The following is a 20,320-nucleotide window of genomic DNA, read 5'->3' on the forward strand; positions in this document are numbered from 1 at the left end:
TTTTACTATGGGTGTGTCACGCAGCAGAACGATGATTTTGAGGGAAAAGGTATAAAACCCTTGCTCCTCTCAAAACGCGCCCGGAAACCAGCACTATACAAGGGCATATGCGCCCCTATTGCGTAACATCCCGCTGTTTCTGCTTGCGCTCGGCGGTTGTTGATACTGAATTTCTTTCAAAATATCTCTCGTTCAATAAAAAAAATCTGATATACTGTTGATAATTGAGGTACTGTGTTGTACGATGTATATGCAGGAGGTAGGTGTGAAAGGCGGAACAGATATGACGAATATATGAAAAACAAACCAGTTAACAGAGTATTTTAAGGAAAAGAATTAATTTCTGGGATGCGAAAAAAAGAGGAATTCACCGCTTATTAGGACAGAATAGCGTTGGTAAAACAAAATTATGAAGATGATTACAAACTTACAATATTAATAGATAAGAGGAATTCCTTATGAAAATACGTAGTCAAATTACATTTGCAAGTCTGGCCCTTTTAATAACTGGAAGTTCCCTGCTATACACATTGCCAACCTCAATTGTAAAAGCAGAGCCCACTCAAAATGTATCTTGTTCGTTACAAACAACCACTCAACGAGATCATAATTCCGTCAAGCAAGCAATGCGGGATGCATTGCAACTTGGATTCCCGGGGATACTTGCTAAAACTTATAAGGGTGGAAAAACGTGGGGTTATGCCGCTGGGATAGCGAATCTGAGCACCAAGAAACCAATGGAAACAGATTTTCGATTTCGCATTGGCAGCGTGACGAAGACGTTCACCGCAACGGTTGTACTTCAATTAGCTGGAGAGAACCGCTTAAATCTAGACGACTCCATCGAAAAATGGTTGCCTGGTGTCATTCAAGGAAACGGATATAATGCTAAACAGATTACCATCCGGCAGATATTGAACCATACAAGTGGTATCGCTGAATACTCAAGGTCAAAAGACGCTGATTTTATGGATACAAAAAAATCGTATACGGCTGATGAATTAGTGAAGATGGGGATTTCTCTGCCCCCAGACTTTGTCCCAGGAAAGGGCTGGTCTTATTCAAACACGGGATACGTATTACTGGGTATTCTTATTGAAAAAGTAACCGGAAACAGCTACGCGGAAGAGATTGAAAATCGGATTATTGAACCGCTTGAATTGTCGGATACATTCCTACCTGGCAATTCAAGCGTTATTCCAGGCACCAAGCATGCTCGGGGATATTCCCAACCAGACGAAGCAAGTGAGATAAAAGACGTTACTTATTATAATCCAAGTGCAGGTAGCTCGGCTGGAGATATTATTTCTACTGCTGACGACTTAAATAAATTCTTCTCTTCCTTGCTCGGTGGCAAATTACTGAAGGAACAGCAACTAAAACAAATGCTTACTACAGTTCCTACTGGAAGAGCAGGAATGGAGGGATGGGGTCTTGGAATCTTTGAAACTAAGCTCCCAAACGGTGTCTCGATATGGGGACATACGGGTGGCATTCTAGGGTTTTCTACTTTTGCTGGAGGTACACTTGGAGGCAAGCATACGTTGGTCGTCAGTTTGAACAGTTTGGGTAGAGATAACAGTCCTAATCCTTTTAAAAATATTTTACTTGCTGAATTTAGCAAATAGGAAAAAAGGAAAATACGGATAAAATTTGTCATAGTTTTTTATAGTTAAAAATATACTTTCCTGGTTCAAAAGCCTCTGCGTTCGGCGGTTGTTGGTACTGAACTTACTATTGATAAATATAGTACTGTGTTGTACGATATATATGCAGGAGGTACAATACATGAATGTAGAAGATTGGAAATCACAAATTAAGCGAGGAACACTCGATTTTTGTATTCTATTGCTAATAAAGCAACGACCATATTATGGGTATGAAATCATAAGTAAGTTAGAGCAGTATCCTATTGTTGCTGCAAAAGAAAATACAATTTATCCACTGCTTAGAAGATTATTGAAAGAAGAATATATTTCTTCATCTTGGCAAGAAAGTACAGAGGGCTTGCCACCGAGAAAATATTATACCCTTACAGAAAAAGGAAACGAATACTTAAACGCGATGTCCTTAGAATGGGATAATTTATTAACAGCTATATCAGAAATTAAAGGAGATTTAGATTATGGATAAAATTATGAATGACTATCTTGTAAAAATTGAAAAGTATTTGAAATCTATGTCCGATTCCGAGCGTATTGACATTGTAAAAGAAATCAAAAGCGTAATGCTTGAATTGCAAAATAATGGTGTATCTTCTGAGCAAATCATTGAACGGTTAGGAAACCCAAAAGAATTAGCGAAAGCATACTTAGGTGAAGCCATTTCAAAGAACAGTAAATTTAGTTGGCGTAAATTCGGCGCAATATTTGCATTTTGTAGCAGCTTTGCAGGCGTCAGCGGTGTGTTACTTTTGCCGTTCATCAGTACTCTTTCCATTGCTTTAATGATTGGTGGAGTTATTACGCTGATAGGCGGAATTGTTAAATTTTTCGGGTATCTTATGGGATATGATATTACCGGAATAACAATCGAATTGGGAGCATTTACACCAAGCCCAAAGCAGTTCTTGCCAATTTCTATTGTGATTGGTGTGTTAATGTTTTGGCTCGGGAGAGTCTTATGGAAGCTTACTATTAAATATATACACGCAATTAGTCAGAAAAAGAAAACAGTGTAATAATATAAAGAACGGGGCGCGGCGGTCATTCATAGACCAACCGTACCCCGTTTCTACTATGGGTGTGTCACGCAGTAAAGCCCTTACCCCTCTCAAAACGAGAGCGGAAACCCGCGCTACAGGAGCTTATGCACCCCTATCGCGTAACAATGCCCGTTGTTGTCCTTGAGGCAACCGGACATTACCATCGAAATCTGGTAGGGTATCTTAAACGCAGTGGATGGATTCATTACATCGTCAACCCCCTGCAAGCGAAACGATCGAAAAGCACACAGCTTCGTAAGGTGAAAACAGATGCAGCAGATGCTTGGCATTTGGCTGAGATGAATTACCGTGGGGACGTTAAAGCACACCGTAGCCATCGGAGTTCGCGACTGGAGATGAGCCGGGTTACCGGGTCGTGCGGCTATCACAATTGGGCAAAAGGGCATTTCAAAATGGAGATTAGCTTTGTGTTTAGGTTATGTTCTCGATGAACCAGTAGAAGTCCGGATCATTGAGCTAACGGGGAACGTTAGTTGAATAACCAGGGAGCAGATTGCCGTTGCAGCTGTACCCTAGTTTTCATTGAAGTAACGGGCAGGATAGTTGAATATTAATTCCAGTGAACCGTATCATATGTAAATGAGATTTTTAATTATTGCGAAAAAAATGTATTGCGAGGTTTTTATATGGAGAAAGTACATAATATTTTTAGTATCCTTATTGGTGAATTTAGAAATGATACACTTAATCAAAATTTGACATTTGTGGTTGCGATTGCTGCGGGTTTATTAACAATCAGTGCTCTTGTTACAATTTTTATTTCATTGAACAAGCAGCATATAATTCAAAAATGCAAAGAACTTACATGGGATATAGAAGATATTATTAATGGCAATGGAAAAGCTTATAATAAGTATGAGTTAAAAAGTAAATTCACTTTATATCAAAGATTGGTAAGCGAGTCACTTCTTCTAAATTTTAAGCCATTATTTATTAATTTTAATAATTGGGCAATACTCCTAACTGTACTTTTTCTGATTATTACAATAAGGATTTGGTTTAATATTGGAACATTTTTAGGCAACGATATGAGTGAAATAACAGCCATAGGTATAGTTTTACTCTCACTTTTTGCTTGTTTAATGCTAACATTGCTTAGTGTTAGAATAACCGGGAATTTTGATAAGCCCAAGAATATGTTAGATGGAAATAAGCAAAGCAAAATAAAAACGAAGGACTTATGTTCAGTTTCTAGTAGTATTATTTTGGAAAAAGAGGATGAATTTTTAATAGGTAATATTAACCTGAGCTTACCCATTATTAATGTGGAGATATCCCCACTTATCTATGGAATTAGCTATGATAAAAAAACAAAGTGGAGAAGTATTGAAAAAATGGATTACTTATGTATACCCTACTTTCCGGGAGAGGAAAAAATTAAATTCGAATATACAAGTGAATTTCAAAAGAAAATTATGGTAACAGCCGGATCGAGTAAAACTGATAATTATATTTCAGGGACAATTCGAATCGGGGATAAACCTAATCCCTCATCTAGAAACAAATCAGGAATGTTTTCAAACTCTTTGTATCCAATAGGGTATAATTACAATCTTTATTTTATTGATTTCAAAGATAAAGAAGAAAGAAATCATACAGAATTTACGATTGATATTTCATGTTATGATGAACTTCAGATTTATTGCTATTTTAGAACAAAAGAAGGAACAACATATGTTGAGTATGGAACAATAAAAATAGAGAAATTTAAAGAAAATGAAAATCAGATATTAGACCTTGTTCCAATTTCCATTTCTCATGAAAATGTAGATTTTGAAGAAATTCAGTGGGAACAAAAAGTAGTTTTTAAGGAAACGCCAAGTGTTTAATTAAGTGAGTGCCTGTACCACCTGCATTTTGGCAAATCCATTGATATTGTTTATGAAGTGACAGGCAATGTTTTTACTGTGTTTTTATAGCTGAATTTAGAGGAAAAGATTGATTATTGTAGGTCAAGCTAATATGGAAATTATCGAAGAACTATTCAAAAGTAAAATAAATTGCAGATAAAAAACCTGGCTGAACTAACGGGAAACGATAGCTCAATAAACACAAAGAGACGGCAGCCGATAAAGTGGCTGCCGTTTTCTCAACTATACCAGCTAATAGCATGTCAAGATTACCAGTAAAATGACCATAAATCTTATGTTATAGTTAAAATAGGCAAGTCAAATAACCCTCCATTTCGGACAGCGTTTTGGAAGGTTAAACCAATTGTAATTGTTAAGCCAGACGGAATGCCTTTTTACTTTTCAAGATGGCATGGAGCCAATGAACTAGCTTGTTTGCACATGCGACCAATGCTACTTTATGCGGCTTACCCTCGCTTCTTTTGCGTTCGTAAAATTCTTTGAGTCGAGTGTTGCGAGAACGAATAAGTCACACTGAACAGCCATCACGAGCGCGTAACGCAACTGCCTGGACCCACGTTTCGTGATTCGGTTTCGAGTTGCTGTAAACTTACCGGAAGCAAAGACACTCGGGTCAATGCCTGCAAAGGCGACTAGCTTTTTAGGATGATCAAATCGGTCGACTTCTCCAATTTCAGATAAAATTGTTGCCGCAATTTTATGCCCAATACCGGGAATCGACTGAATTAATTCATACTCTTCAATTTCTTCAGCCAGAGCATCTATGTTCTGTTCCAATTCAGTAAGATGCTCTTGATACTGAAGAATGAGGGTAATAAGGACTTTCAAATTGATTAAGTGGCTAGCATACATGGTTTGCTGAAATGGGTTTTGTTTTGCCGCATTTAGCAGTCGCTGAACCCGTTGGTTAATCCAGCCCTCTGAACGCCCCTGTTTCGAAGAAAGTAGTTCTTTCATCTTAGCTTTGAGTGTAATTTCATCCGTCTGCAAAACTGAATATGAGGTTGGAAATTTACTTAAAAACCGTAGTGAAATACGGGAATACATAGCTCCAAAGACGCCTTTGTAAGCTGGGAAAACCTGATCTAAAACGGCTTGGAATTGCAGCTTCGTCTGTACACACATCTTTGAAAGGGACTCATACTGTCTTGTAAGATAGCGCAGATTGAGAAGTTGCACACCTCTTTTCTTAAAAGGTTCAAACTCTTCCTTGTAGTACAACTCTCCCAATAGGTAAGCGTCCGCAGCATCCGTCTTTACTTTACGAAGTTGAGACTTTCTAAGCCGATTTGAGATGAGCGGATTAATGACAATGTAAATGTAGTGATGTTCTTCTAGGAACTGAACAACGGGACTTTGGTAATGGCCGGTTGCTTCTAGAATAAGTAGAGGACGTAGTCTGGATGCAGTCTCAACATCCTTCAAAACTTGATGTAAATTTGCTAAGCCATCACGAGTGTGCTCGAAGTGGAATGTCCCTCTGAAGGGCTTTCCGCGCGCTAAAAAGGCTTGTCCATGACTTTCTTCTTTTGAAATATCTAGACCGACAACTGGATTCATTTCATCTCTCCCTGTAAGTTTAGATTCCCCGGCATCCCTAAGGTTCTTCTTGTCGCTCCATAGCATCGCTTGTTATACGGGATCTTACGTCCCAACCAGCCTCAATCATGGTCATGACAAGTAGGGCGAACACTATAGTGCTCGGGATCAAGTCCCACGGGCAGGTACGTTCGACCAGGCTACCTTAATCCTCTATGCAAATGAAAAAAGGATCAACCAGAAAGAACTGGTTGATCTCATAATACGAACGGGCAGGATAGCCACATATGGAGCAACCAGTGTTAACCACGTTGATTTAACCTTTGGGACTGGTAATGTGTCGTATTCGTTAGCCGCACTATCAAACGTCGGTACTGCAAATGCAATTGGAGCAATTACTTTTACAGGAGCTTTAATACAGCCTTAAGACTAAAAGTGGTTAATTCTTTGAGATTGGTCGCTTTTGCCTTTTGAAATTGCTGCGCAAAGCCAGTTCAGAAAAGTATAATTTTCTTTCTTTTAATGACTTTTTAGCTTATACACAAGAGAGATTTAGCATTACTAGCTATATAACGAAGAACATCAGAGAATGAACAGAAGAAATGTTCGGGAATATTCAGTGAATATGCTCTCGCTCTACATGTCTATGTTCCAAAATAAGAGCTCAACCTAAAGTGGTTCCTAGTATGCGGCTAGCCGACGACCCGAAGTTAATTAGTGACAGGGAAAGGGGTATATCAAGCCAGTCATTACACTCGCAGAATCCTATATTGCTTTGCCTTCGGAAGAGGTTTAACTCCCGTTACTTCTATCTGCTCATCCCGCTCTCTGAGCGGGTTTTAGCTTTTTATTGAGTAGAGTATAGAAATGAGATTATTAAGTCTTAAAGGTTCATCATGATTTGTAAACATCATATAGAACGAGGAAAGATGGGGGGAATTAATTATATTTACTCACTCTCCTAAGATATACGATTTGATAGATTAGTTGTATAGCAAAGTCTTTATTGTTTACATTGAAAATAACACGTATTATGGTTCTTTATGTAAACAAAATCACTAATCTATCCGATACATACATAAGGATGTTTTATTGTTAAATATACCCTTGAAAATTATGATTTCACATATCATTTATATTAGATTTCGGTTTAAGATAAACAGCTACTTTAATATGCACAGCAGTATGTAAACGCAGCAACCAGAAAGGAGATGGAACGTGAATCGTGAGGAAATTCTTCAACATTTTGCAAATGATGTCTACGAACCGTTAAAGCATCAAATGTTATTTACGTTGGAAGCCTCTTTTCAAAATCGTAAGCATGCTTTGGCGAAGACATTTCGTAATTCACTGGAGCAACTACTCGGGAAAGTCAAGCAGATGCAGCGAGAAGATACCAAGCAGGCGTTGGGATATATATCTTACTCCATGCTTCGTACCGAATTAGCAAACGGAAGGGCGACCTATTTAGTGGAGGCCATGGACAAGACGTGGTTTATGGATCGCCATCCTTGCCGGGATACCTATGATGCAGAATGGGCCTTTTGCTATTTGGACGAGTGGAAGAATGAATTAAGTAAGCAAGCTAAGAAATATGGTGGAAGAATCGGATTAGATGATATAGAAAGGATGAAATTACACGCAGCAATGCATATTCATCAATATATCATTGCTTTGGCGCGTTTTAGTATCACAGAGGCATGGTTGGATGAAATACAGTTGGAAGATGTGTTCGAACTGAGAGTCGGAGAGTATTTAGATCGAAGCGAAGTCGTTTATAAACGAGATGTGTGTGTCAAAGATTCGACGGTGATGAAAGAGTGGCTTGAGGAAAAGAAGCCATATGACTACATACATGAAGTTTTTCGGGGAATTGACGGATCTCAAGGAGATTATGAAGGAATACGTCTGCAATATGCCGATTTGAGTGAAAGTTCTTTCAACAATAGTGTTTTTACAGAAGGGAATTTGATTGGTTCTTGTTGGAATAAAGCCTGTTTACAAGAAGCGGATTTTAGTGGTTGTTTGATTCAGGAAGCCCGTTTTGAACAAGCCAACTTAAGAGGGGCATCTTTCCGGGATGTAATAGCTGTACCTGGAATTTACCAGTCTGAACGATGGGAAAGACCCGGTTTTCAACCCGTAAGTTTTGCAGGAGCGGATCTTACAGGAGCCCAATTTCAGGGAGCTTACTTGAAGGATGCAGATTTCACCGGGGCCATATTGCGGGGGGCTGACTTTATGGGGGCAGCGTTTGAGGGAGCCTGCTTCAAAGGAGCGGTGCTGGATGGAAGCCGGTTTAGTTTAGGCATGCATCCAGTCGTACAGAGTCTAACTTAATTTGTATAACACAATGCGAGGAATGAAAGGGATGTGGCATAGTGGAGTATTTCCTTTGTCAGCAGGATGATCGGATGTTGTATGCTGCTGTTCCCGTATGGGATGAAGAAGCAAATGCAGAGATGATGGACCTAAATGACTGGACGAATTGGCCCCCATCTTATGCTGCACAGTTTAAGGTTAATGGTCACGATTATACAGTTTACCCTGATATTCTAATGGGTTCAAGGATGATGGTATCTGATGCTGTGCATGAATTGTTACAGGTCTATGTGCCGAGCTTGTTCAGCCGTATGGCTTTGCTTCGGGATATGGAACGTTCGCAGCAAAAGTTGTATTGGATGATTCAACCCCCTTTAGTGGATTGTTTGGGTGAGCAAAGCCAATTTCGTCCCGGAGGAACATTGATGAAGCTGGTCGTAGATCGAAAACGTACCGAGGGGAAATCCCTATTGCAAGTCCAAGGGTTGCGTGAAACCTGCATGTTGGTCAATCTGGCATTGGCGGAAAGTCTGTTGCGGAGAGGGACAAGTGGCATCACCTTTCAGGAAGTCGCCATGCAGTAATAAAGATGGGAGTGGATGATGTATGGAACATCTGGATAAGAAAATTGTTTCGTTGCTACACACAGTAACAGCAGAAAATACCGAAAATGATCAATCTTTAATTCAGGATGAAGGAGTGAATCACGCTCACGGGAAGGAACCGTTTGGACAGCCCTTACAAACATTTATGCAACTCGGTGGGGAAAGATTTATTTTTGCTCAGCGACATTTGCTGGATGAACGCATCAGTATAACAATGCCAAAGAGCTTTCGGGATATGCCCATGCACGAGCAACGATTAAAATATCCCTCTCATCATCGTCCGGATTTTATTTTTACGAATGACACAGGCACGATTAACTTAACCTTCAAGCATACCGAAAGTCCATTACAAACCGAAGAGTTGGAGAACTTTACGGATGAGATGGCTCAGGTGGTAAAACAAACCCAGAAGTTGACTGAATGGTTTGGCCATGAAGTGCTGGAGAACGAAGAGTGTCAGATTGGATACTGTGAATTTATGACACCAGTATGGAATGCGCGTGTGTATAATTTATCCTTTTTTACGGTGCTGGAAGGACGTGCGCTCATGTGTACTTTTAACTGTACGGATGAAGAGATGGCGACCTGGCAGCCAATAGCCCGCAGTATGCTGCTAACGTTGAAAATCGAGTCTGAGCGAAAGGAAAATCAACCCTTATGACATTAACCCATATTACATATGATCGGCTGCAAATTACACCATTTGAAGTGGTTAGCATTCAGGAACTGCATATGACCAAGCGACTGAATGAGCACACCCGGCTCTCTTTTACCGCTATTTTGCCTGAAGAACTACAGGACAGTTATGTCCAGTTGATCGAAGCCGATTCACCGGTTTGTGTATCACAACTAGATGAGGCAGGCACTCCAACACCGCTATTTAACGGAACGGTGCTCCATATGGAAGTCAAAGTGGTCAGAGATGTGTATTACCTGGAGGTCGAGGCAATATCACACACGTATAAACTGGATATTCGTAAAAAGAACAGGTCCTTTCAAGATAAAAATATGAAGGTTGAGGAATTGCTGCGAGCTGTAGGTGCAGATTATCCCGGTTTTGATATCATTGATTCGGCTACAGGGGGAGCGACTTTAGGCCGTATAGCAGTCCAATATCGTGAAACCGATTGGGAGTTCCTCAAGCGGATCGCTTCGCGTTACCATACTTCACTCACGCCTGCGTCGGTATTTGATGTGCCGAAGTGCTATTTTGGAGTCGAGGAAACCCAATCTGGACTGGACTTAACCAATTATCATTATACCGTCAGCAAGCGAGTTGGAGATTATCGTTATTTTAACGGCAATGATACAGCACATGTAAACGAGCATGATTTTATTGATTACCGGGTTGAGGCGGAGCAGGTATTGGAGCTCGGCAGCACCGTTACTTTTAAAGGTAAAAATCTGTATGTGTACAAGGTAGACACTCATATGCAAAAAGGAATGATGCAGCACGTGTATACCCTGACTTCCCACAAGGGATTGAGACACCAAGAGGTGTTTAACGAGCAGCTTATCGGTCTGTCTTTACCTGGTAAAGTCATTCAGGTAGAGCGAGATCGTATCAAACTACATTTACATATCGATGCTGCGCAGGACCCTGCAAAGGCCCACTGGTTTACCTATGTTTCTCCTTATACTGCAGAAGGACATAGCGGATGGTACGTAATGCCTGAGCTCGGGGATACCGTTCTGCTCTATTTCCCTACCCATCGAGAAGAAGAGGGCATGGCAAGTACATCTTTGCGCGAAAAGAATCGGAGTGCGGGGCAACACGCTCTTGCACATCCTGACATCAAATTGTTTCGTACCGCGCACGGCAAGGAAATCAAATTAACCCCTGATGAAATTGTCATCACCAGTAAAGAGGGGACGATGTATATCCAGTTAAATGAGAAAAATGGAATTCACATTGTAAGCGATAAACAGATTCAATTTTCAGCAGGAGGGAATATCTCCCTTCATTCCGGCAGTAAAGTGAAAATCACGGCCGGGGATGAAATTCAAATGACGAGCAAAGGCAGTACCGTATCGTTGGGTGGAATAACCAATGTTCTGGGTAGCGAAGTGAAAACAAACTAAGAAAGGACATGGGGAAGGGGAAGAGAAGAATGGCAAAAAAATCTCATTCGGAAGAGGAAACTATTCAGGCTGGACGGGGAAGCAAGCAGGGCTACGTAGTTGCCGGGGCCATCTTGAGCTGCAGCTTTGGTACGCAGCCGACACGGCTCAAACGACCGTTCAGTCACGGCGTATATGTGAAGGAGAAAGCCCAAATGAATGTTGGAGATTACTTGCCCGGCACCAATATCAGCAATTTTGGCCGTTGCTCCTGCCCAGCCAATCCAGCGGTCAAAAGCAGTGACATGGTCGATATTTATGGGGTCAAAAAAGCGAACTGTGTTCCGGTGATCACCGGACCCTGGATCGGGGGCAAAAGCGATGTGCTTGTGGAAGGAGAACCGGCCTTGCTGGCCCAATGCTCGAATGCGTGCCTATACGGGGGAATGATTCGGATTACAGACGATGGCCAGACGCTGGAGTAAGGAGGTACAAGTTGGATCACATACAAACGATATTAACGTATAAGGAACTGGAATGTACAGGTCCATATCCTCTTCAAACGATAAACGAACTGCGTATCGAACGAAAACTAAATGACCACGCCCGGTTAAAGATCAGTGGATGGATAGATGAGGAACAGAGAGATCATTACATAGAACAGGATCAGGATAACGAACCGGTCATTATCCGTACCAAAACAGAAAATGATCAGCCTGAACGCATTTTGTTCCATGGTTTACTGGTCCATGCAGAAACACGGATGGTGCGTGGCATCTATTATGTGGAGCTTGAAGCCGTATCTCATACAATTCAGTTGGATATCACACCTGTAACTCGTTCTTATCAGGATACTTTAATGCCCTACGGAAATTTGATCAAGCAAATCATACAGAAGTACAGCCAGGCCGATGTTATTGATAACGTAACAAACGGTGCTACCCTGCATGCATTTACTTTACAGTATCAGGAGACGGATTGGGCCTTTCTCAAACGGATCGCTTCCCGATTTGGAGCTGTGCTGGTCCCGGAAATTTCACTAAACGGGCCCAAATTCTGGTTGGGTATGCCGGAGGGACAACACGTTGAAATGAAGCATCCCGTTTACCGTACTCGGCGCAGTTTTGATCCCAACAGCAAAACGAATTTTAGCTACTTGCTGCAGAGTGAAACGCTTGCCCGGCCTGGGGATCTGACGGATTGGAATGGGAAACAATGGATGGTGGTGGAAGTCACTTCTGAATTACAAAAAGGGGTGCTGCTACACGAGTATGAACTGGTTCACGAACAGGGGGTTCAGCAAACAGAGATTTTGTGCCCTCACCTCACAGGAGCTTCGCTCGAAGGACGTGTATTGGAAGCCAAATCAGGCCGAATCCGTGTTCATCTCACCGTGGATGAAAAGCAGGATCGGGAAATGGCGTGGTGGTTTCCATATGCCAGCAGTTATACAGCCGAAGGGCACAGCGGTTGGTATGTCATGCCGGAACGGGGAGATAGGGTATCTGTCCGGTTCCCTACAGAGCAGGAGGTGGACGGATATGCGGCAAGCTCTATACGAAAAGGCCGAAATTCGCCGAAGCTCGCTGACCCAGCTACCAAGTATTGGGGGACACCTCATGACAAGAACATCAAGCTAAGCGACAGTGAATTGAAGGTGACGGCCAAGTCGGAACAAGTTCACATTCAAATGAATGCATCGGGTGTTCAAGTCGTCAGTGAGCATGAATTGTCATTGACGGCAGGCAAGACGCTTTCATTGCATGCAGATGGGGAACTGAATATTCAGGCTGCCGAGGCCATCTATTTCAAAGCAGGCAGCAGCAGTTTGGTGCTGGACGGTGAAACGGATATCCGATCCGCTAAAGTACAGCTGGAAGGGACGGTTAAAAGGCCGGTTTTTGTCGCTGAACTGGCACCAGTCTGGGAACCGCCATTAATGTCTGTAAAAGCCTATGCGGAGGCGCAGGCGGCGAAAAGTGCAGCAAACAGCAGTACAGGAGGAAGCTCCAATTCAAGCGTTACATCGAAAGATGGAGGAACTGTTAAGTCAGCTGTAAACACTTCCAACTCGCCGAAGGCTAGTCTACTGGATGGCGTATTGGGACTAGCCCAGAAAGTATGTGATGTGGCAGCGTCTATTCCTGTATTGGGAGCCATACCGAAAGCAGCAAGTCAAAAAATAGCTTCAATTCGTTCCGAAGTGGCTTCCTCTGGACCGTCATCCATAGTTAAATATGCGGCAGCCGGATTATCCATGATTGCCAGCGTACCTTCCCATGGTTGGGGAGTGGTGTTGGGGAAGACGGCCAAGGTTGCTGCTCAAACCTTACACGCGCACGCTGAGGAACAAAGGGCGCGTGAACGGCATGCAATGATGGACTTCCTCGGCAAGGTATGGACGAGCGCCAGGGGGTATGGAGAAGTACAATCCATACATGACTTCATCAACTATGTAAAGGGAGTCAATCAGGCTTCCGTCCAAGCCTATAGTGATATTCCTTCTGATATACGGGAACGCTGGTATCAAAGAAATGTGGATCAACAGTTTGAGGATGCGCTGGATGCTTATTATAATAATCAGGATCTCTCCACAGATATAATTGCATTAATGGAGCATCAGCGGCAGACAGACAACCATTTTCGATATAGTGACAGAGCTTTGATGAGTTCCAAGTATCGGGACGATATGAAAGGGTACACGACGGAACAGAAGAAATATCTAATTGATTTTCTGAATTCGATTGACGAATATAGAAAAGAGTATGGGCCGTATAGGGAAAGTCCTTTTATGAAAGACCTGGATGAGACTGAGCGGATTGTGTTTAATGAAATCAAAAACTCTGCCTATGAGAGTGCAGAGGCGATATGGGAGCGAATACGTAACTTTCCTAATCTAGATATCCATCAGATGTTGATTGATAACTTCGAAGGAAAAAAAGACGTAGCAGATAAAATTGTTAAAGTCATAACGGAGCCAGATGATGTTTATGAAAAAGCAAAAAATAGCTCCAAACAAGAAAATGCCCATCTGTTAGTAGAAGCAGCATTTGCGTTTGTAGTTGGAAGGAAAGGAAAGAAAGGAAAGGAAGGAAAGGAAGGAAAGAAACATTCCAAAGATGACGGTGCTTCACCAGGAGGATCGCATAAGAAGGATGATCATCTCTCTGAGGGGCCAGAATCTATACCACCTGAGAAATTATTAGGAATTGAACATGCAAATATACTAAATCCAAGAGATTCTTTAAATCAAAAAATTCCAGTAAGAGGCGGTATATCAGGAAAAACAGAAAGTCGTCATTTAACTAAACATGAGAGAAATTTAGCTAATCAAATTCTTGATGATATTTCAGCGCAAGCTCGGGGTGACAAAAGCGCTAAAGCGCGTTTAGAGGCATTAAACGATCATGTTCTTGATAATAGGCGTAATGGGCAGAATTACGCAGGGTGGAATTCTGTATATATACGAGATGAACATGGAAACAATGGTGTAATGCGAATTATTTATAAGCAAACTCCTAAAGGGATTGAGTGGCATGTAGTACAATGGCACTAGGCTTTCTATGGTAGAATTGCTTTTATTGCCATTAATCTGATATAAAGTCGTGTAAAAAGTTAAATTAAGTAACACTAACAATAGAAAGGGAGAAAGTCTAGTGGACGAGAAAGTTAAATATATTAATGAGCTATTCAAATATCTAACACAAAATAATGATACAAAAGAATACCAAACGTTTTTTGCTCTACTAGAAAAAGTAAAATATAATCCTAGCTTGCTAGAATATTACGGAGAAGAATTTGTTGAACATTTGATAGACCTTCTCCCGCGTATAGAAGATAAGTATGATCAAGCTTCAGTAATAGAAACAATCATTGAATGTTTAGACATTTACACATTTAGTGAAAACTACCTCAAGGAAATCTTTGATAAATATATGTTATGTGTAGCTGAAAAAGCTGTTAATGTGAAAGGAATGTCAGCTTGTTTAATAGGGTTTATACAAGCGGGAATTAGTGAAAAAGAAATAATTAAGAAGTTGGAAGAGAATTTAGAGAAAGAACACTTAATAAACGTACTCTCAAAAATGTACATCAATTTTCTTGCTAATTCTGTAGAAGCCAAATCTTACTTGATGAAGGAAGTACAAGAGGCTTATTATTTAATCCAGCGTTCTGGAATTATCGCTCAATTTTTATTATTAGTGCACCCACACGTTCGGAAATATGCGGGAATAAGTCAGATCACGTTCTTATACGATTCATACAGAGGTGTGTATGAGGATTGCTGGCCAAGAGGGTTACTTCCCAATATGAAAGACACGCTTATTAAGTCAAAGGTGCTGTCATCAAAGGAAGTAAGTATTTTAGAAGAGTTGGATAGGTTAATCAATAAGCAAGAAAAAGAATTAGATTCGATGGAAGTTAGAAAATTGTATGAAGATTTTTTCGCAGGTAAAGATCCACTTGAGGTAATCTTTACTTTGCCAGTGTAGAAAATTATGTAAGATGATTCTACCTAACCACTTGATGATATGTTCCTTGGATTAAGCGGGCGGTAGATAACGAAGCCAAGCAAATTCGATTATTCTTACCCCTGCTAAGATTGAATTGATATGTTATTCCGATGTGACATATTCAAGATTAAATAATCGCCCTATGCTTCTGTGTGTGATTCCTACCTATAGAGTATCTACCATATAAGAGGAAATATCTCGAAAGGAGAAGTCGTTTATATTATCCTGTAAAAGACTGCATTCAAAAGTTTGGGCTAACACATCGGGCGTTTGTCGTTCTGTATGATATCTCTTGAGAGGTTTCGTAGTTGCTTGTTTATTGCTACACTGATTCCATCCCCCGCTTCGTCTACGATGAACAGGAAGCATATATCTTATGATGGAAGTGGAGAGCAGCAAGAACCTACCGCGGCAGCGGTAGGCAGGGCGAATCAATGAAGCATCTCCTTTAGATACGACATAGTCCTTATACGGCGGGAGAATGTGCTTGAACATGGTTCTGACAATATGGACGAGCTTGTCAATCTTCGTCAAGCATATCAAAAACCAGTCGGCAATCTTCTACAACAAATTTATGAAGAAGATTTAATAAGGCCAATACACGATATCAAAATAATCAAAAAACTTGTTTTGTATGCAGAAACGACCCTCTTTTTCTTTATCCTGATATAAAATATTCTTCTCCTCACAACTTAATAAGGGAGAGCATTACTTTAAATTGGGTAAGACGGTTTGTGGGTTTAAACTTTATATGATGTAAGCGAACCAGCGGATTATGGAATAAACTAAGAGGAAGACCGCGTTTGGGAGTCGGTTTCCAACTTTCTTTTCATGGTAAATTTTAGTGGTTCCATACTTTTTATTTCTCGTGTTTATCACGTGCCGCAGCAAACCCAATAAAAGCAACAAAATTGGTTCCGTACTTTTTTATCACCCGACAACTTTTGTCTGGTGATAAAAAAAGTGTGGAACCAGTAAAAAAAGTCTGGAACTAGTCATTTTACAAACATCAAGAAAGATCCCGATAATATATCGGGATCTTTTTAGCTTAGGAGGGTAATTATGTCTACAATAGGCCAACGAATTCGAACTATTAGAAAACAAACAACTTAAATCAAATAAAGTTTGCAAATATAATTGGAATTTCTCAAGGAACGTTGAGTGAGCTGGAGCAAGATAAATACAGACCCTCTCTTGATATAATTATAGCAATTAAAGAAAACTTCAATTCCCATATAGAGTGGTTAATCTTTGGAGATACGCCTGTATCAAAGAACACTATTTTTAATTTAGCCATTGAAGCTCAGGAATTAGAACTTATTTCTTTGTTTCGAGAACACCCCACGGTATCTGTTTCAGCAAGTTTTTTATACTTGCTCAAGAGCCATACGTGAGAAATGGTTTGAAAGAGCTTTGAAAGAAGGCGATTGGAACCTCAGCATTAGATATACCCCAACTGATCTAAAATCAATTTACATAAGAAATGAATTTGAAGATTATGAAGAATGTAGATTGGTGGTAAAAGAATCATTATAAGGTCTTAACATAGAGACCTATTTACAGAGTGTGCAACTAATGAAACTTGCAAAAGAAATATTGAAAGACTATCCCTAAAAGTAAAACTTCAGCTAACACAAAGTTAATTAAATTGTAAAAGAAGGTGTGAGGCGCTACTTCTTTAAGCGAACTAATGGGTACTAAAATTTTCTATTTACTATATCTTTTCTTTAAAGGAGAGACAAAATGCTCCATTAAAAAGGTAATATTTTTACCGATTAGATTCAAATCTTCTTGTTCTAATACCTGCCCATTTAATTCAATTCGAAAACCAGAATTTAGAAATGATAAAAAGGATTTTTTGATTTTCTCGTTATTAAGGTCGGAATGAATTGTATCAATCAATTGAGTCCACACAGTAGGGGAACGTCATTTGATTAGCAATACAAAGTAAATAATCGGTTGTAGCATCAAAAATCTCTGCTAAAGATATTAAATGATTAATTTCAGGTCGTGCTACATTTCGCTCCCAATTAGAAACAACCTGTTTGGTTACCCCGATTTTATTAGCAAGTTCCTCTTATGTCCATTTATGGAGTAGTCTTAAATTTCTACATCGCTGTCCCAAAGTATTCATGAGTTCACCTCTATTGAGAATATCAAATAGGTTTTAACCCGACCCATCTGCTTACTAATTATACCTACTTATAGTCCATATTATAGCTTATTCATACCCTACTGTACCCTACGAGTAGCCTATGAATAGGATACCAAGTAAAATATAGCTAAAAAATATTACTTTGCTATTGTATAAAGCTGTGAGTTGTTATATTCTACATTTGTATTTTGAAGTAAAACTAAAATATATTTTAGGAGTAGAAAAAGGTAACTGAACTTTACTCTGATTTAGTAGTTCTAAAAAGAAGGTGAATAATGAGCAAAATTCGATCAAGTAACTCTATAGCATCTATTCAACGGAAAATCAAAGAAGGAAGAGGTCAAGGCCACTTTTCGGAATATAAACCTTGGTTGACTGTACAAGATGTACCTTCAATAGGGATAGTTACTCAAATTCTTTGTTGGAAAAGTGGTCGACTTCACCATTATCTGTCTGAACACTTTGAATTGGCACATCATTACCAAATGGAGTGGTCAGAGCAAGAGATTGATATTCGCGAACAATTTCCTTTATTACCCCTAGATAAAGCCTCTATATTGCACAAAAGTTAGGCATTAAACATCCAACTGACCCCAAGAATAAGCTTCCCATCATTATGACTACAGATATGTTACTTACAGTAAAACAAGAAGAAAGTATAAAATTTATTGCACATTCCGCAACCCGTAAAGCGCCAATATATCCCCAAGAAGGATGCGGATCGGGCATACGAGATCATTCGAACGATAATGGAATGTCTGGAATTAACGTTACACCCGACCAAAACGCGAGTATCCAACGGATTTTCCAGCAGAATATCCAGCTGACATCCAGTCACGTTTCCAGCCAGGCTTCCAGAAATTCGTCAGGTAATCATGTTAAGTTATCGCAAAGCGCAAGGATTCGGAGCACCGGCAGAGAATGTCTACAGGGAAGATCTCCCAAATCGGCCGGCACCCCGCCTGAATGTCGACACGCGTCGAATTCCTCGATTGATGGCAAACCATTCCCAGCGTTTCTTCTCCATTCGCTCTTTTTAGGCAAAATATTAACACCGTGTTGACCAAATTTAACTGAATTTTTACTATACATTATTGGAAATTTTGATATAATTCTACCTAGGTCAACTTTCCAATTATGATAGAAAATAGAATTGGATGGTTTTTATACCTATCCAAGCTGTGTGCGAGAGACCAGTCCACTGGCTACCCAGCAAGCCGGCACGCGGAGACCGACAATTGTGGAAAATGACATCCGAGAATATGTTGATCCATGACGTCAGAAGGTGGGGACCTGTTATATTCTGAGGACGCAAGAGCATATATTGATTTTTTTGCAGGTGCCGGGGCACTGAATTACGGTCATAACAACGATTATATCAAGGACCGGGTTCTCGATTACTTGACCTCCGACCGGATTTTGCACGGTCTGGATATGTATACAATGGCCAAGCGCGAATTCTTCAAGAGCTTCTCGGAGCGGATCCTGGAGCCGAAGAAGCTGAATTACAAGCTTCAAGTCTGCGGTCCGACGGGGACGAACGCGGTGGAAGCGGCCCTTAAGCTCGCACGCAAGGCGAAGAAGAGAACCGGGATATTCGCCTTCATGGGCGGCTTCCACGGCATGTCGATCGGCAGCCTGTCGGCGACAAGCTCCAAGTCCATGAGGGAAGGGGCGGGGCTTCCTCCGGGCGGAGTTACGTTCATGTCGCACCCGAGCGGGGCTTTCGCAGAAATGGTTACGCTCGGCTATATCGAGAATATCCTGACTGATTCGCACTCCGGAATCGACAAGCCGGCCGCCAAGGCCGCTCTCGAGTTCCGGGACAGAGCTGCCCTGGAAGCCCAGGTGAAGCAGAAGGAAGAGTTTGTGCGCTCGTTCCTTGACAAAGAAATCAAGCCTCTGCATCCGTCCATCGCCCTCCGCGGACTTGGCCTGATCTGGGGCATTGACGTCTCGGGCTTCACGGATGAAGCCGGGGTGAAGGCGGATGACGGAGATCAGCTTCGAGAACGGGCTCATCATTGAAAGGCCGGCAGAGGAGAACGCGTACTAAAGATCATGCCTCCGCTGACCGTCTCGATGGAGCATCTGGCCGCCGGCTGCGACATTATCAAGTCCAGTATGCAGCAGGTGATCTCTCAGGAGACCCAGGATTTGCTGGTAACGACCTAAGCTCGGCCAAGCCGGTGGCCGCCCCGGCAAGAGGCACGGAAGTGCCTTCCGGGGGCGTGCGGCCCTGATGTTAAGATAACGTTTTCACCACATTGGAAGATTTTCCCTCCATACTGCCTGCGGTACCGTCAGACAGCATGGAATTCACCGCCAATCCAAGGGCTGTCCCGTTCATGCCATACGGAGCATTCTTTGAGCCTCATGCAGCACTATCGTCACATCTAATCGTAAGGAAAAGCTCACTACCCCGCAGCCGGATCTTTACTTATCCACACCAGGCGGGGGAATATACAAGTCGTACATAGAGTGTATCAATATCCCTTAAACATAGGCTTCGACAAAGGCAGCTCCGG

General features: G+C 41.2%; 13 protein-coding genes and 4 pseudogenes. 15 read left to right on the plus strand and 2 right to left on the minus strand.

Translation table 11 applies throughout. The features are described 5' to 3' along the window. Nucleotides 1-458 precede the first annotated feature (458 nt). The 5 genes and pseudogenes from MHB46_RS18190 (at nt 459) to MHB46_RS18210 (ending at nt 4,554) form a co-directional block, all read left to right on the plus strand. On the plus strand, nt 459-1,628 hold the full coding sequence (locus MHB46_RS18190) for a serine hydrolase domain-containing protein (protein ID WP_341163025.1): 1,170 nt from the start codon (nt 459-461) through the stop codon (nt 1,626-1,628). 160 nt (nt 1,629-1,788) lie between these two features. Further along, nucleotides 1,789-2,133: a PadR family transcriptional regulator gene (locus MHB46_RS18195; RefSeq protein ID WP_341163026.1), complete on the plus strand. Its 345-nt coding sequence runs from the start codon at nt 1,789-1,791 to the stop codon at nt 2,131-2,133. Next, nucleotides 2,126-2,680 (plus strand): DUF1700 domain-containing protein, encoded by a 555-nt coding sequence (locus tag MHB46_RS18200; protein ID WP_341163027.1) that lies wholly within the window; start codon nt 2,126-2,128, stop codon nt 2,678-2,680. The genes MHB46_RS18195 and MHB46_RS18200 overlap by 8 nt, the downstream gene beginning before the upstream one ends. 152 nt (nt 2,681-2,832) lie before the next feature. Next, nucleotides 2,833-3,037, plus strand: a pseudogene (locus MHB46_RS26255) (IS110 family transposase); the annotation flags it as partial. A 314-nt stretch (nt 3,038-3,351) separates the two neighbouring features. Continuing rightward, entirely contained in the window at nt 3,352-4,554 is a 1,203-nt protein-coding gene (locus tag MHB46_RS18210) for an FUSC family protein (protein ID WP_341163029.1), read from the plus strand. A 394-nt stretch (nt 4,555-4,948) separates the two neighbouring features. On the opposite strand, the pseudogene MHB46_RS18215 reads toward MHB46_RS18210, so the two are convergent. Continuing rightward, nucleotides 4,949-6,156, minus strand: a pseudogene (locus tag MHB46_RS18215) (IS110 family transposase). Nucleotides 6,157-7,353: 1,197 nt separating this feature from the next. Here MHB46_RS18215 and MHB46_RS18220 point away from each other — a divergent pair. From MHB46_RS18220 to MHB46_RS26260, 8 genes are all read left to right on the plus strand, one after another. Further along, nucleotides 7,354-8,475: a pentapeptide repeat-containing protein gene (locus MHB46_RS18220; RefSeq protein WP_341163030.1), complete on the plus strand. Its 1,122-nt coding sequence runs from the start codon at nt 7,354-7,356 to the stop codon at nt 8,473-8,475. A 41-nt stretch (nt 8,476-8,516) separates the two neighbouring features. Next, on the plus strand, nt 8,517-9,041 hold the full coding sequence (locus MHB46_RS18225; protein ID WP_305166988.1) for a hypothetical protein: 525 nt from the start codon (nt 8,517-8,519) through the stop codon (nt 9,039-9,041). Nucleotides 9,042-9,063: 22 nt separating this feature from the next. Beyond that, nucleotides 9,064-9,723: a hypothetical protein gene (locus MHB46_RS18230; RefSeq protein WP_129550044.1), complete on the plus strand. Its 660-nt coding sequence runs from the start codon at nt 9,064-9,066 to the stop codon at nt 9,721-9,723. Beyond that, nucleotides 9,720-11,144, plus strand: coding sequence for a phage baseplate assembly protein V (locus MHB46_RS18235; protein WP_341163031.1), 1,425 nt, complete (start codon nt 9,720-9,722; stop codon nt 11,142-11,144). The genes MHB46_RS18230 and MHB46_RS18235 overlap by 4 nt, the downstream gene beginning before the upstream one ends. Before the next feature lie 29 nt (nt 11,145-11,173). Then, nucleotides 11,174-11,608 (plus strand): DUF4280 domain-containing protein, encoded by a 435-nt coding sequence (locus MHB46_RS18240; RefSeq protein WP_341163032.1) that lies wholly within the window; start codon nt 11,174-11,176, stop codon nt 11,606-11,608. Nucleotides 11,609-11,619: 11 nt separating this feature from the next. Further along, on the plus strand, nt 11,620-14,679 hold the full coding sequence (locus MHB46_RS18245; RefSeq protein WP_341163033.1) for a phage baseplate assembly protein V: 3,060 nt from the start codon (nt 11,620-11,622) through the stop codon (nt 14,677-14,679). A 100-nt stretch (nt 14,680-14,779) separates the two neighbouring features. Further along, nucleotides 14,780-15,616, plus strand: coding sequence for a hypothetical protein (locus MHB46_RS18250; protein WP_341163034.1), 837 nt, complete (start codon nt 14,780-14,782; stop codon nt 15,614-15,616). Nucleotides 15,617-16,794: 1,178 nt separating this feature from the next. Beyond that, the gene (locus MHB46_RS26260; protein WP_238808423.1) at nt 16,795-17,031 is read left to right on the plus strand and encodes a hypothetical protein; all 237 of its coding nucleotides are present in this window, start codon (nt 16,795-16,797) and stop codon (nt 17,029-17,031) included. A gap of 500 nt (nt 17,032-17,531) precedes the next feature. Here the strand turns inward: MHB46_RS26260 and MHB46_RS18255 are convergent. Further along, nucleotides 17,532-17,702 (minus strand): annotated as a pseudogene (locus tag MHB46_RS18255) (helix-turn-helix domain-containing protein); the annotation flags it as partial. 365 nt (nt 17,703-18,067) lie between these two features. Here MHB46_RS18255 and MHB46_RS18260 point away from each other — a divergent pair. Both MHB46_RS18260 and MHB46_RS18265 read left to right on the plus strand, forming a co-directional pair. Next, nucleotides 18,068-18,364: a hypothetical protein gene (locus MHB46_RS18260; RefSeq protein ID WP_341163035.1), complete on the plus strand. Its 297-nt coding sequence runs from the start codon at nt 18,068-18,070 to the stop codon at nt 18,362-18,364. A 715-nt stretch (nt 18,365-19,079) separates the two neighbouring features. Next, nucleotides 19,080-19,967, plus strand: a pseudogene (locus MHB46_RS18265) (aminotransferase class III-fold pyridoxal phosphate-dependent enzyme); the annotation flags it as partial. Nucleotides 19,968-20,320: the final 353 nt, after the last annotated feature.

The organism is Paenibacillus sp. FSL H7-0703 (assembly GCF_038003485.1).
Taxonomy (GTDB): Bacteria; Bacillota; Bacilli; order Paenibacillales; family Paenibacillaceae; genus Paenibacillus; species Paenibacillus polymyxa_B.

Bases quoted from the DNA above. Each gene is read 5' to 3' on its own strand.
- MHB46_RS18190 (WP_341163025.1), top strand. From the start codon at position 459: ATGAAAATACGTAGTCAAATTACATTTGCAAGTCTGGCCCTTTTAATA.
- MHB46_RS18195 (WP_341163026.1), top strand. From the start codon at position 1,789: ATGAATGTAGAAGATTGGAAATCACAAATTAAGCGAGGAACACTCGAT.
- MHB46_RS18200 (WP_341163027.1), top strand. From the start codon at position 2,126: ATGGATAAAATTATGAATGACTATCTTGTAAAAATTGAAAAGTATTTG.
- MHB46_RS18210 (WP_341163029.1), top strand. From the start codon at position 3,352: ATGGAGAAAGTACATAATATTTTTAGTATCCTTATTGGTGAATTTAGA.
- MHB46_RS18230 (WP_129550044.1), top strand. From the start codon at position 9,064: ATGGAACATCTGGATAAGAAAATTGTTTCGTTGCTACACACAGTAACA.
- MHB46_RS18235 (WP_341163031.1), top strand. From the start codon at position 9,720: ATGACATTAACCCATATTACATATGATCGGCTGCAAATTACACCATTT.
- MHB46_RS18240 (WP_341163032.1), top strand. From the start codon at position 11,174: ATGGCAAAAAAATCTCATTCGGAAGAGGAAACTATTCAGGCTGGACGG.
- MHB46_RS18260 (WP_341163035.1), top strand. From the start codon at position 18,068: ATGAGCAAAATTCGATCAAGTAACTCTATAGCATCTATTCAACGGAAA.